The 13,480-nt window shown below is 56.4% G+C and carries 14 protein-coding genes; all 14 read right to left on the bottom strand.

What is annotated here, in order from left to right:
- Positions 1–6: 6 nt before the first annotated feature.
- The 14 genes from EL26_RS01665 to EL26_RS01730 all read right to left on the bottom strand — a co-directional run bounded on the left by EL26_RS01665 (position 7) and on the right by EL26_RS01730 (position 13,478).
- The gene (locus EL26_RS01665; RefSeq protein WP_038083835.1) at positions 7–384 is read right to left on the bottom strand and encodes a head decoration protein; all 378 of its coding nucleotides are present in this window, start codon (positions 382–384) and stop codon (positions 7–9) included.
- Positions 385–387: 3 nt separating this feature from the next.
- Positions 388–1,518, bottom strand: a complete 1,131-nt coding sequence (locus tag EL26_RS01670) for a head maturation protease, ClpP-related (RefSeq protein ID WP_052035870.1) — start codon at positions 1,516–1,518, stop codon at positions 388–390.
- The gene (locus tag EL26_RS01675) at positions 1,436–3,070 is read right to left on the bottom strand and encodes a phage portal protein (protein ID WP_238546033.1); all 1,635 of its coding nucleotides are present in this window, start codon (positions 3,068–3,070) and stop codon (positions 1,436–1,438) included. The genes EL26_RS01670 and EL26_RS01675 overlap by 83 nt, the downstream gene beginning before the upstream one ends.
- Positions 3,067–3,288 carry a DUF6148 family protein gene (locus tag EL26_RS01680; RefSeq protein WP_038083837.1) on the bottom strand — a complete coding sequence of 74 codons (222 nt, stop codon included), beginning with the start codon at positions 3,286–3,288 and terminating at the stop codon, positions 3,067–3,069. The genes EL26_RS01675 and EL26_RS01680 overlap by 4 nt, the downstream gene beginning before the upstream one ends.
- A gap of 16 nt (positions 3,289–3,304) precedes the next feature.
- A complete protein-coding gene (locus tag EL26_RS01685; protein ID WP_038083838.1) occupies positions 3,305–5,143 on the bottom strand; it encodes a phage terminase large subunit family protein in 1,839 nt (612 codons plus the stop codon).
- Positions 5,127–5,651 (bottom strand): type IV toxin-antitoxin system AbiEi family antitoxin domain-containing protein, encoded by a 525-nt coding sequence (locus tag EL26_RS01690; protein ID WP_038083840.1) that lies wholly within the window; start codon positions 5,649–5,651, stop codon positions 5,127–5,129. The genes EL26_RS01685 and EL26_RS01690 overlap by 17 nt, the downstream gene beginning before the upstream one ends.
- Positions 5,652–6,187: 536 nt before the next feature.
- A complete protein-coding gene (locus EL26_RS01695; protein WP_052035871.1) occupies positions 6,188–6,682 on the bottom strand; it encodes a sigma factor-like helix-turn-helix DNA-binding protein in 495 nt (164 codons plus the stop codon).
- Positions 6,683–6,730: 48 nt separating this feature from the next.
- The gene (locus EL26_RS01700; protein WP_038083842.1) at positions 6,731–8,116 is read right to left on the bottom strand and encodes an SNF2-related protein; all 1,386 of its coding nucleotides are present in this window, start codon (positions 8,114–8,116) and stop codon (positions 6,731–6,733) included.
- Positions 8,113–8,394 carry a VRR-NUC domain-containing protein gene (locus EL26_RS01705; RefSeq protein ID WP_038083845.1) on the bottom strand — a complete coding sequence of 94 codons (282 nt, stop codon included), beginning with the start codon at positions 8,392–8,394 and terminating at the stop codon, positions 8,113–8,115. Before EL26_RS01705 ends, EL26_RS01700 begins: the two co-directional genes overlap by 4 nt.
- Positions 8,395–8,847: 453 nt before the next feature.
- Positions 8,848–11,199, bottom strand: a complete 2,352-nt coding sequence (locus tag EL26_RS01710; protein ID WP_038083848.1) for a virulence-associated E family protein — start codon at positions 11,197–11,199, stop codon at positions 8,848–8,850.
- Between the two features lie 46 nt (positions 11,200–11,245).
- Entirely contained in the window at positions 11,246–11,428 is a 183-nt protein-coding gene (locus EL26_RS01715; RefSeq protein WP_038083850.1) for a hypothetical protein, read from the bottom strand.
- Positions 11,415–12,536: a hypothetical protein gene (locus EL26_RS01720; RefSeq protein WP_038083853.1), complete on the bottom strand. Its 1,122-nt coding sequence runs from the start codon at positions 12,534–12,536 to the stop codon at positions 11,415–11,417. The genes EL26_RS01715 and EL26_RS01720 overlap by 14 nt, the downstream gene beginning before the upstream one ends.
- 1 nt (position 12,537) lies before the next feature.
- Positions 12,538–12,963 carry a hypothetical protein gene (locus EL26_RS01725; protein WP_038083855.1) on the bottom strand — a complete coding sequence of 142 codons (426 nt, stop codon included), beginning with the start codon at positions 12,961–12,963 and terminating at the stop codon, positions 12,538–12,540.
- A gap of 2 nt (positions 12,964–12,965) precedes the next feature.
- Complete coding sequence (locus tag EL26_RS01730; protein ID WP_038083857.1) at positions 12,966–13,478, bottom strand: hypothetical protein; 513 nt, start codon at positions 13,476–13,478, stop codon at positions 12,966–12,968.
- Positions 13,479–13,480: the final 2 nt, after the last annotated feature.

Below are 13,480 nucleotides of genomic sequence, written 5' to 3' on the forward strand. Positions count from 1 at the left end.
TCCCCCTTACGCTTTTTGGTTCGTGCTCAGAAAAATACCGATTTCACGCAAGACGCGTTGATGAGTCTCTGCGGTATCGGTGCCGCCAAAGGTCAGAGCGGCTTTGTTGAACTCGCCAGTGAAATAGATCTCAGCAATCACATCACCGGAAGTAGCGTCCTTGGTGTCAGCCAAGATGCCGTACGGACGTTCAGTCCCGTCCGATTTGGTGGAGTCGACGATATCAGCTTTGTGCTCCGCGTCGATGTACCCCAGCACGGTTCCGTGCTTGTACACTTTGCCCTCTTTCAGCGTGACCGTTCCGACCACAACGTCGGCGGTACTTCCGGCAAACAGGTTGTCCAACTCCAAGGAGCCGAGAGTGGTCATCAGTTGTTTCGGCATGGATTATCTCCCCCTCCGCAAGCCAGCGGCGATTTTCGCGATATCCGCGCCGACCTGTTGAATTTGTTGAGCTTGTGCCCCTGCACCATGCGTAACCGGTGCGGCCGCGGGCGTGAGATCGTTCACGCCGGAGGCTTGGGCGTCGTTGACCAGTGCGTTTTGATACTGCGCTTGACGCTCTTTGTCGGCCTTGATCAACGCGACAGCCGTTTCAGCAGCCGAGATGCCGGTTTCATACTTCGCTTTGGCGAGGATTTCTTCGTTACCGGGCATCGCGAGTTCGTCGATCGCCTTCATGCGGGCGCGTTCAGTAGTCGCACCCTCGGAAACGGCGGCCGAGTACACGTCCGGGTACTTATTTTTCAATTCTTCCAACGTCAGACTCATGGGTTTCACTCCTTCGTTTTTCGGTACTGGTGCAGGTGTCGGCGCTGGCGGCGGTACGTGCTCAGGAAGATTCGGGGCGTTCATAAAACGAGTGAGATCATGTTCGACCCCATTAAAAAATGCCATCCGCCCCCGCGCTGACGCGGATACCGGAATGGCATCTTCTACCTCATCTGCAAACCCTTTTTCAACCGCTTCAGTCGCCGTCATCCACGTCTCGGCGTCCATGATGGACTTGAGTTCTTCGGACGTCAGGCCGGTTCGTGCAGCGTACACCTCAATCATCGAGTCCCGGATTTTATCCAGTACATCGGCGGCAGTTCTAAAATCGTTCGCATCACCTCCCCAAAGGCTCGACCACGGATTGTGAACCATCATCATCGAACCGCGTGGCATAACTACCTTGTCGCCTGCCATCGCGATAATCGAGGCGATGGAAGCCGCCAAACCGTCGATGTATACCGTAACGGTTGCAGCATGGCGTTTCAGCATCGCGTTAATCGACATGCCCGCAAAAACATCGCCGCCGCCGCTGTTGATCCGCACGGTGATTTCGCTCACCGGACCAAGCGCCGCCAAGTCATCGGCAAACTGTTGCGGGGTGATCTCGTCGCCCCACCACGTAGATTCGCTGATCGGACCGTAAAGCAAAATTTCAGCAGCGCTACTGTTCCTCGGCGAGATCGCCATCTTCCAGAAGTGCGGGGGCTTCTGGTTGTTGCTGTTGTTCTGGTGCTGGTTGCCCAATTTCGATACCTCCTTCTTGGCGCAGTTTTTGTTCTCGCGACAACTGGCGCACGTTCATCTCGTAGTCGCCGCCGTTGAGTTTGGCCGTCTCCGCCTCGCGTGTCGAGAAACCTTCCTCGACCAAGAGTTTTGAAGCCTGCCCTTCCTTCAAGGGGTCAATTTGACCTTGGGACGGACCATGCCAAACCGCTTTGGTGTAAGCCTTGCGTATGACGGGATCTCTAAAGAAGCCCGGAGCAGGAATCCTGCCTTTTGCCACGCCTTCCGCAAACCACTCTTCGTAAATCGGTTGGCAGAAGTCGGCCGTCATCCAAGCGCGACGCATGCGGAACATTTTCCACGCTTCCAGCATGGCCGCTCGGCTTGCTGAGTACGAAGCGTTGAAGTTTTTCACCAGCAATTCATACGGCACTTCAAGAGCGGAACCGATCTGGCGCAGAATCGCGGTGACGAACGGGTCAAACTGTGCGTTTGGTCGTCCGGGGTTTGCGGTCGAGATCTTCTGTCCTGGCTCCAACCCGACGATCGCGCCGTTGCCCAATGCGTATTCCGGCGCTTCATCTTCGTCATCGTCGCCGGTGTCAAACCCGCCATCTGATCCAAGCAGTCGCGAATCGGAGGCAGCCCCTTCATACTCCACGAAAACGGTGTACATGCCGGAGATCACCGCCGCCATCAACTCAGCCTCGGTATACCGTCCGAGCTGTTTGAATGATTCGATGACCGGCGCGAGGATTGGAATGCCTCGTCGTTGCTCCGGTCGCTCCTTTTCCATTAGGTGCAGCACGTTCACGCGTCCGGATTCTTGACCGCGCACCTCTACACGTTTCCACTCGCGCTTGAAATTCGAGACATAGGAGAGTGGATGCTGATTCAGGAACCAGTACGCCACGACTTCGCCGTCTTCGTCGACTTCGACGCCGCCTTTGATGTCTTTGCCGTCAACACTTCCGAAAATCACGTCAGCATCACTGAGGCTGTTCGGGTTCAAACAGCGGTCAGCCTCGATGAGACGTATCCGGAGATCATATGCGCTGTTCTTCCTTGGTTTCATCGGCAACAAAGCGAAGACGTCGCCCGACATGAGCATAGAGAGGAAGGCTAACTGTTGGAGCTGGTAGAAGTTGTCCATCCGCATGGCGTCGCAGTCCGGAGTTTCGGCCCACATTTCCCATTCGCGCTCGATCGTTCGCTTTAAATTGGCGGCTTGTTGGTCGTCCAAGCCCAAAAATTCAGCGTCAAAAGCAGGCTTGAGGCGTAATCCAGTGCCGACGACGTTCGTTCTGATCGTCTTCAACCCGCCCGTCGAGAGCGAAGCGCCGCCCATATAAAGATCACGAGAGCGTTGCCGGAGCACATCGAGGTTGAAAACGATGTCCTCCAACGGACTCCCACCGGCGAAATTCCACCCTTGGAGCGACTTTTTCAAGCGGCTTGCCCCGTGATTTCCATAGCCTGAGTTCAAGATTTCCAGTTGTTTGCGAGCAACCGACCGTTTCAGGGCTGTTTTCGGGGAGAACGCAGCAATCATGCGGTCAACAACGTTCATCATCCGAGCGGAACGATTCTACGCACACGCGGGCGGCGTGTCGTGCCGCTGAGGCGGTCCACTTCGCCGCGCCAATACGTGATGGAGTCACGAATGTCTTTCAGATTCGCTCTCGTCAGGGAACGTGTGCCGATCGTGTAGCTTTGACCCGTTGCAACCGCCAATTCGGCGGCCATCCACGTTTCCAAGTGTTTTTGTGCCTGTTCCAGCGTAAATGCCATGTTCCTTTTCACCTCCTTACACGGAAATTCCGCGATTCAACGTACCGCCGCGGCGTTTTTTCTTAGCGGGTTTTGCTTGGCTTCCGCTCCCTTTGTAGTCGCCGATCAATCTCGCCGGTGCTTCCAAGTTTGGGTTGAGAATTTCGAGAGCAGCGGTCGCATAGTTCCGCAAGTCAAGCGGCTCGTTTCGGACGTTTGACTTCTTCACCCACTTGATCCGCTTCACACCCCGATGGCGACGAATAACTTTTTTCTCGGACAGCAGGCCTTTGAAATACGTCTCGTCGTACCCGCGTTCCGGGTCGGATGGGAAATGACAGTACCCTGGCCCTGGCACCTGCGCTTTCAAGCGAGTCATGAGTTTACCCTTGAGATCGTCGACCCCGATGATAAACAAATGCGCCTTCTCACGTGGTGTTTCGGACACGCGGCCGACAACCGGCACGCCATACCCGCCTTTACCTTTGATCGCCCAGACGTTCCGGTACTCCCGTTCGACGCAGTAGCGATAGACCTCCGTCGTGTGGTGGCCACCTGAGTCAACCGTGGTGGATGCCACACGCAACCCCATGCCATCAGCTCTACGCCAAATGCGATCGAGGTACTCATCGAGCTTCGCCCACACCTCGGGTTTCGCCGGATCACCGACAATCTGCCGGTACTCAATCCCCCATGATTCCTTTCCGCGTCCCCACCCCACAACTTCAACTTCCAACCGGTTCCCCTGCACGTCAACGCCAGCAGTTAAAACACGAACGTCGTCAGGTACAACCGCCCTGTAGTCCTCTTGTCTATCGCACAATCCCTTTTCCGTAATTTCAATGCGGTCTTCTTCGTCTGCATGCTGCTCCATTTCATCCCACGGCAAGCCAAGCGCGGTATTCCACCACGTCTTAAGCATTTCGTCATCGTCTTTTGCCTCGTTGTACTCAGCGATGATCTGAGTCCAACGTTTCCACGGGCTGGCAAGTTCGTTCAAATGGAACCCGCGCTTCGTTGACTCTTGCTGCGCGATCCATTTCCCTTTTTGGACTCCGTTTTTCCATTCAAACTCAGAAAAATGGAACCCACAGCACTCACACGCCATCTTCGCGTCCTCCAAATGGACGCGTGACCATTCCAGTGGTTGATATTCGCCGCAAGACGGACACGGCAAACACCATTCCTCCATAGTGCTGCTCAAATACTCGTCTTCAATTCGGGACGCTCCCGCAATCGTTGGTGTTGACACCATGATTCTCTTTCTGTTCCAGAACGTTGTAGTTCGTTTGGAAACGAGAGAAACAGGGTCCCCCTCTGTACCAGCTGACGCAGGGTATCTATCCACTTCGTCAAGAAGGACAACCCGAATAGGGCGGCTGGCAAGCGACGCAGGCGAGTTTGCCCCGGCCATTGTAATTTGGCCGCCAGCAAAGTTTTTGTGGAGCAACGTGTTGCCGCTGTCCTTCCCCTTCGCCCCTTTCACCTTGCTTCTGAGCTTAGGAGTATCGCGAAGCATAGGGGCAAGGCGATCCTTCGAGAACGTCTCTGCCATTTCCAAAGTCGGCTGGATCAACATGATCGGCGAAGGGTCATGGTCCATGAAGTATCCGATCGTATTCAGAATCAATTCCGTCTTGCCGACCTGCGCCGAGCTCATCACGATGACAGTTTCACTCTCCGGATCATTGACGGAGTCCATGATTTCGCGTTGAAACGGAGCGCGATCCGTTCTCCAGCGCCCCGGTGCCGCCGAGGATTCCGGAGAAAGACGTCTATGTTCGTCCGCCCATTCCGAAACGGTGAGTGGAGGAGGAGGAGCTACTAAATTCGCGGCCGCACGGAAGAGTTTTAGAGTTTTAGCCGCTACTTTCATCGTCGTCGACCTCCACGTAGTCCTCACTGATTGCAAGGAACGTTTGAGGGTCGTACTCGGACAATTCAGTGAGTGCGTCGTGAATTTCTCGGCTCAACATGTCAAAAACAACCGGAATTTCAGTGATTCCTACGAGTTGAGGGGCTAATATGGATGGCAACGCCAGCATTTTTGCTCTAAAATTACCAACCATGTCATTCATGACGGTTTCCACATCCGCGCTACTGTGCATTTGCCCTTCCATCGCTGCCAGCTCGATCTCTGCCTTCTTGCGTTTCACTCGTTCATGAGCGGCCTTTTCGAAGGCATAATCAATGCCGCCGCCCTCCTCATACTGCTTTTTGAGGTGTTCAATGTAGCGTTGCACGCTATCAGGGAGGCGATATGTGCCGTGTTTCACTTTCTCTAAGACCTCGTCATGGGTCAAATCATTGACCCAACGTGTGCTTTTACCGAAAACACGGGCTAATTCGCTCGTAGAAACCAAGTCGTCAATGCTGTTTCCCACCCATTCCACCCCCTCTCTCAATCCGGAAGTAAAAATACATGCTATTTTCCGTTTCTGGCACCCCATACAGGTTGCAGAAAGTATTGGTGCACCTGACTTCGCGGCTTTCCCACGCTCTGCTTAAAACGGAAACGGAAGTGAGTTTTTGAATTTGAATCTAGGCGGTTTTTGGGGTCGCGCGCACCCGCATACGTTCACCCTCGCCGGAAGTACCTACGACCCCTGATAGTAAACAACAGATACAAAATATCAACTGATTCAATCAGATTCAAAATAACTAAAGCGGGTCGGATGGGAAACGCGGCGTGGCCGGACGGCGCTGACGTTGGTCGGCATCGTGATAGGCAGTGTTGGTTGGCGTTTCCCGAAAAGACCCTCTCACTATATGTGGGCAACCGTATGACCCCCTTTTACGGTAAACAAAACGAAACAAAAAACGCGCATTCTCATATGTTGTTGGATGCGCGTTTGACGTTATGGTTAACTATTTTGAGTTTTTCACCCTATTGATCCTGCCACAAAAAGGTACTAAATACCTAGACTACAATCGAAAACATGTCTCTAGTCCTATTATTTTTTATCTTCTTTGCGGCTTCTTTGAGGTGATTTTGGACGCTCGCTTTTTTTATGTTAAGTTCCTGCGCTACTTGCAACATGGAATAGTCAAACCCTACATGCAGCACGTAGCACTGACGCTCGCGTTCACTCAGTCCGGTCATGGCGTCATCCAGACTGAACTCATCACTCAGGCTCAGCTCGTACTCGGATGTTGCAGCGACCGGCGCGACGAACTCTTTGAACCACTCGGGGTCCCAAACCTTGGTCAGCTCGTACACCGACCGGCGGTCGATGCCCCGGCGGCTCTCCGGTTGCCGCCCCGTGCTCAACCACTCGATCACGAATTCCACATCGCCAATCATCTGCGACAGCAGAGCCTGATCCTCTTTGCTCTCGGTGCGGTCGTGTTTCGCCCTGAGATCCCGTCGGGTCTTCTTGTACTGCAGCAGTAAGTCATGCTGGCTCTTGCTCACGTCCCCTCACCCGCTTTCGGTCAAATTCACAACGATTGGGATTTTGCATCACGCATCGTCGCGCACGCGCTCGATCCGTGCTTTCAACGCTTGCTTCATTTCCTCTTGGCCTGCGGCTTTCTCCTCGATCGCCTTCACAACCTCTTCGTCCATCGTCCCCTCAGCAACCAACCGCAGAATGATGACGCTGCGCGTCTGTCCTTGCCGGTAGACGCGGGCATTCGCCTGTTGGTCTTCCTCTAAGCTCCAAATCTGGTCGTACCACACGACGGTCTGACAACTCGACTCCTGCAGGTTCAGGCCGTGGCCGGCGCTTTTAGGATGCAAGAGAAGAAGCGGCGTTTCGTCGTTGTTCCACGCCCGGATGTCCTCCACGCCGTCTTTCCCTTTCCGCAGGGTCTTCGCGTACGGGAAGCGTTGCTGAATCCGATTCAAGGAGTGCTGGAAGTTATAGAACACCATCACCGGCTTGCCTTGCGCCGCCTCGATGATGTCATCCAAAGCGTCCAGCTTGGCGTCGTGGATCTCCTTGACGCCGCGATCCTCGTCGTACACTGCACCGGATGCCATCTGCAGGAGTTTGTTGGACAGCACGGCGGCGGTGCTGGCGACAACGTCGGCGTCGGCATAAGGGAGAAGCAAGTCACGCTCCAGCTTTTTGTACAACGCCCACGCCTTATCCGAAAGACGGATTGGAACGGTTCGGTCAATTCGTTCGGGAAGGTCAAGCCAATCCTCGGCTTTCATGCTGACGGCAATGTCGCCAATTGCCTCGTAAATCCGTTCCTCGGATTCCTTCTTCTGCTTCCACTCGTACACGGTGTGTCCGCTCCGTTGCCCCGGAACGAAGTACCGATCGCGGTATCCTCCGATCGTCTTGCCCAAACGCTCCCCTTGGTCCAACAAGTAGATCTGGGACCATAGATCGATCAGGCCGTTTGGTGCCGGAGTTCCGGTCAAGCCGATCACGCGTTTCATCTTCGGACGGACGCGCCGCAAGGCTTTGAACCGCTTGGACTGATGATTCTTGAACGACGACAACTCGTCAATGACGACCGTGTCAAACGGCCAATTTGTCGGACCGATCTCGCCAACCAACCACTCGACGTTTTCGCGGTTGATGACGTAGATGTCGGCTTCCGCTGCCAGCGCCTTACGACGCTGATCGGCGCTCCCCAGCACTTTCGAAATGCGCAGGTGCCGGAGGTGATCCCACTTCTCGACCTCCCGCGCCCAGGTGTCGTCGGCCACTCGAAGCGGCGCGACAACCAACACCTTCTCGATCTCGAAATAGTCGTTTAGCAATTTGTCAATCGCGGTTAACGTAGACACCGTTTTGCCCAAGCCCATCTCCAAAAGCAACGCAATAAACTCCGTGTCGATGATCCGTTCAATTGCGTACTCCTGATACTTGTGCGGGACGAAGACCGTCATGCCGCCATCACCTCCTCGATGAATCGCTTGATTCCAATTTCAGAATCGATCTTGTACCATTTTTGACCTAATGCTTTCAGGCGCTTCGCCCACCGCTCCTGTAGCGGCTCCAGCGGCTTGCCGGGAGCTTTCATCTCGACGAAGTAAACGCGGCCGGACGGCACGATGACGATGCGGTCAGGCACACCTCGGTTGCCGGGACTCGTCCATTTCAAACACTCGCCGCCGATCTTTTCGACTTCCCGCACCAAGCGGCGCTCCAATGCTGACTCTCTCAAGCTCCATCGCCTCCGTTGTAAATCAAATCTTGAGTTTGAGTTGTTTTCGGTTTATGTGTTACGCGTGCACAGGCGGCTTTCGTTTCGTCGCTCGCACCAACGGCAATCGCCCGACCCTGCAATCCGTCAACAAACCACTTGACAGACCTCCCGTTGCCGTGTTACGCGCACACAGGCGCGCCACGCGCGTACCGCCTAAAATGCGTTTAGCATAGGACAGCATATAATCACCCTTTTTCCTCTTCCTATGCTCTTTACAAATACTTCTTAATAGAAGATTTACGGCAACATTGGCAACAACTGCGTTTGAAGCCTTGGTACTACTGGCTTTTTGACGTTGCCGATCACTTCCGTTTTACGGCAACTTCACGGCAACATTGGCAACGGGTGATACCGGCTTTTGTTGCCGTCGTTGCCGTCTGTTGCCGTGCGTTGCCATACCTCGCGGCAACATCATTTGACTCTTTCAAACACCCTTTGGATGCCATACTCTCCCATGCGGGCTTTGCCGGGTCGCTCCTTCCACCCCGGTATGCGTCGCATGAGGTCGAGAATTTCACGTGCCTCCCAAGCTCGAATCGCCCCGGTTTTGTTGTGTAGGCACTCAGCCCAAATTTGAGCCGCACACACTCGGTCACGCAGATAAGGTTCAGGCTCATCAGCCCACTCGTCGGGTTGTACAGGCGTTTCCAACCACTCCTGAATGAGCCCCACACGCGGGTCGTCTTCCATGTGCAGGCCCTGCACAAGGCTTGCCTCGCGGTCGATCTCCGGCGACAACATCAACTCCTCACCGGCACGGTACATCTCCAAGACCTCCGCCCAGAATTGGCCGATCTCATAGGTGGTCAGGTGCTCAAAAACGGATTTCGTGCGTTTCGCCGGGTCGACCGTCACCGGCCAGAAGCGGCGGTTCCCGGTGGGGTCCTTCAGGAAATTCCAGTTGTTCGTCGTGCCGAAGAAGACACACTTCCTCGGGAAGTCTGTGATCACGCGGTCGTAGGCAACGCGGTACTTGTCCGATCGCTTGGTGATGAACTGCTTGATCTCATCGACTTCCGTCTTGCTCATCCCCGCAAGCTCGCCAAACTCGAAGATCCATGCTGATTGCAGGTGTTCGCCCGCCTCTTTGCTGTCGAAGGTTTTCAGCGAGTCGGAGAACCACCGCTGCGCCAACATTTGAATGATCGTGCTTTTGTTGGCACCTTGCGGACCCACCAACACCAGCATGTAGTCGAACTTGCAGCCCGGCTCATACAGCCGCTTGACGGCAGCCACAAACATTTTGCGGGTGACTTCCCGCACGTAGGCGGAGTCTTCCGCGCCCAGGTAGTCAATGAACAGCCGCTCCACTCGCTCTCGCCCATCCCATTCCTGTGCCTCCAGAAATTCGATAATCGGATGGAAGCGATTCGCGTGCGCCACTTCGGTAAACGCGTTCTGAATCGTGCTGGCCGCTTTGATCTCGTAGTTCTTTCCGAACCAATGCAACAGCCGTTTGTCGTCCGCCGCGAGCCACGGCTCATAGTCCTCGTGCGGACGCTCACGAGGCCGCCACGGCAACGCCTTGCGGATGACCTCCGTATTGCCAAACGCGTCATACGCCAGAACGCCAGAGAACGCCCCGTTGCTCAGGATCAACTCGGCGTTCTTCGCCGTCGGCAGTGGGAGCCCGGTTTTCTCGGACGTCTTCAGCTCCTCGACCCAATCGGTCTGTGGACCCTCTTCGTCGCTCTCCGCCTCTGCTTCGGCAAAATCATCCGACAACTGAGACAGCATTTCACGCTTCACCCGACCGTTATTCGCGGCAAACGCCATCATGGCCGTGTAGCTCGGCAATTTCGTGATGTTCGTCTTCTCGCTGGCGCGGTCGTCCAGCGCGCCGAACTTGTGGAGTCGAACGAGATCGAACGCGTTGACCTCTCTGCCGGAGCAGGGATCGCTCTCGTGGTGCGAGTAGGCGAACGTGTCGTCATCGTACACGACCAGACCGCCATAGGAGCTCGCGCCGACGAACGTGTACCGCGTCAGCGTGTCGTCCACCGCCTCGTAGGTGTCGGGCAGGAAGGTCTCGATCGCCTCGGAGATGGAGAAGAGGCGGCAGAACGCCCCGATCACACCCTGTTTGACTCTCGGATCTTCCATCCGATGCGCCGCCGTGCGCTCGATCTTGGCATCCGGATGCCGGGGCCACTGCATGACGTCGCGCCAGTCGTCATACTCCGCCAGCACGCCGTCGACGAACAGCGGGTCGCCGTCAACGACTTCAAGGAACGGCTCCGCGTCCTTCGAGCAGGACGGCAGGTACATCAGGCGGTGTACGTGGAACGTCGTGCTGTCGAAGTACAACATGCCGATCTGCTCGGCGATCTTGCGTGCGACGGCGGCGTATTCGTCCGGCGTCATCGTGCGATCGGCGGGAACGACGAGGCGGTACTTCGGCGCGTGCGGGCGATGGCTGTGCGTGGAGTAGACGGCGTAGGCCGTGCCGCCAAGGACGAGTTCGCAGGCGAACAGGAACCCGTCGTCGGTGATGTGATCGGCGTCCAGCGTGATGAGACTACGCGTGTCGACGTTCTCCTTCTTGCGGCGGCCGCCCCGGACTAACCCGCCGACGAAGGCCGGGCCGTCCTTGGCTTTATGGCGGGCGATGTTGTGCATTTTGTCGTACTCGGCGATGGTTTCGGACGTTCGGCGAACCTTCCGCAGCCGGTCAACGAACTCGTCCCACGTTAAATATTCCGGCTTCCATGCGGTGTCGGCACGGTGCTTGCCGAAAGAGATATCAAGTTCGATGTCGTGCATTGGAGTTCCACCCTTTCATAACTGAGGTTTTGCGGGTACATCTCGATCAACGGTATTTTTCGTACAGGCTTCCGCAGTGCGCGAGCAGTTTCAACATGTTGTTGGCACTCAACTTCAACTCACCGGACTTCTTTTGGCTCACCACGTCGAGCTCGTCAAGCAACTGGCGCTCTTCCGGTGTCAGCTTTTCGATATTTTCAACAGCCCAATCCAACTCAACAATTTTCAAATTGCAACCTCCTTCTCTGCGCATTCCCCAAGCCATAGTGTTCCAACTTGGCCAATTCGCGCACGCTGGCGGCGGTGCGGTCGTCCTTCTCCATCTCAGGCCGATCCTTCTGCCCGGTCTTGGTGATGACCCGCCCGCGCCACCCAATCGTAACGGGTGCGGCGCTGTCGGCGAACGTGATGCCGGACTCACGCAGGAGCCCGACGTGCGCACAGCCCAAGAGGTGCCAAACCTGATCGGGCCAGCGGGAGATGATCCGGCGAAGGAGCTCGCCGACTTTCCGTTTTTGCGACCGTTGCAGGAGGAACGCCGCCCCGCCGATCGCGATAATGTCGTGATCCTCTTCGATGTACCTTTCGAACTCGTCAAGCGAGGACTGGATGTTGACGACCGGAATCGGGCGGAGCCCTCGGCCGCACAGGTATTCGTAGTTCTTGCGCGTGGCGGCATCGTCGCCGATCACGTCGAGATTCATCCAGCCGAAGAGGCGGCTACCGTACAGCTCCAACCAGTCGGCATACTCCTCGACGCGGATCGAGCGCACCGGCTTCTTCTTCAGCTCGGCTTTGTAGATGCTCGGCGCGCCGGAATCGATCACGACGTCCTCCGGCTGGAACCCCGCCGCCTCGATGGAGGAGAGCCAATTTACTTTGTCCCGGAGCCAGAAGTAGGACATGAGGAGCATCTTGCCGCCGTTCTGCCGGACAAGCCGCAAGGCTTTCGGGTCGTGCTCGCATCCGGAGAAAAAGAAGCGCGTGCCAATCATCGTGATTCGTAGCAATCCCCGAACCGTGCGCTGGATTTTCGTCAGCCCGACGAGCACGGTGCCGACAAGCCCAAGGAGCGCGGAGCTGTACGCGTGGTGCCGCTCCATCTCCTTGCGCGTCGCAGTACGACGGGCGTACATATGACGGAGAGCGGCACGCAACTTCTCACGGGCGATGCGGATCGGCCGAACGCTGCGGGCGGTGCTGATGTACACCGCCTCGGCGTCGTGCGACTCGATCTTGTTCAACCGACCGGTGCCCGTCTGGTACACCGCCCCGGCGCTCAGGCGCTTGAAGAAAACTTTCTCTCGGCGCGCGGCTTGGAGGGAGAAGTAGTCCATGCTACTCCGTCGGCACCGGATAGCCGATGCACGCGGCAATACGCCCCAACGCCTCTTCATGCCCGCTCTGGCGTTGGTAGATCGCCCAGTCCGTCCAGATGTGTACCAGCGGCTCCGGCTTCTTCACCTTGTCGTTACGCATGATGTCGCTGATCAGGTACATCGCTTTGCGGGCGTCGACCGATCCGGAATAGTAGATGTCGAGAGCACCCTTGATTTCGCGGTTCTCGTTCTGCCACGCGACCATGCCCAAGAGCTCGCCGCGCTGCTGGTGTACCGTATCCAGTACAGCGCCAGCGGCGTCAGCCATGTCGCCATCTTGCGCGGCGCGCACATCGAGTACAGCCGGGAGCCACCCCCGCTCGTGCTGTTCGACCATCCCCTGCAGCCGCTCCGGCGTGCAGTACGTCGGTTGAATCTTTTCCATCGTTAACCCTCCATTCGTTTTCGTGCGGAACTTTGCTTCTGCTCCCATTTTGCTTGCCGATCGATGTCGCCGCCCGGGCGATTGCGGTAAGCGGCGATCTCCTCGACCGACTCCCAATGAAACTGAGGAATCCAGCGCTCGTCCTTGATGGTCATCGGCCACGGCCCTACAACATCCGAACCGCGCGCCGCGTGGAGCGACAACGTGCACCATGACCACCACTCACGCGGGTTCCCGTGAAGCGTGCGGAGCCTCAACATGACCTCGTATTTGTCGCCGAACGTGTAGGTAGAAGATTTCAGTTTGTAGGCGACGATCCGGGCTTTCTCAAGGTCAATCGGCTTGTAGCGGTCCAACACGGTTTCGCGCCGATCACGGATCGCGTCTTCGAGCCGGTCACGCAAGCGCGTGTCAAACCCTTCGCAAAGGGACTCGTCGGTCAGTCCCGTCTTCGCCGCCCGCTTGCGCGTCGTGCGCGGTTGCGGGGCTTCGTCTTCGAACAAGAAGAACCACATGC

Source organism: Tumebacillus flagellatus (assembly GCF_000714935.1).
Taxonomy (GTDB): domain Bacteria; phylum Bacillota; class Bacilli; order Tumebacillales; family Tumebacillaceae; genus Tumebacillus; species Tumebacillus flagellatus.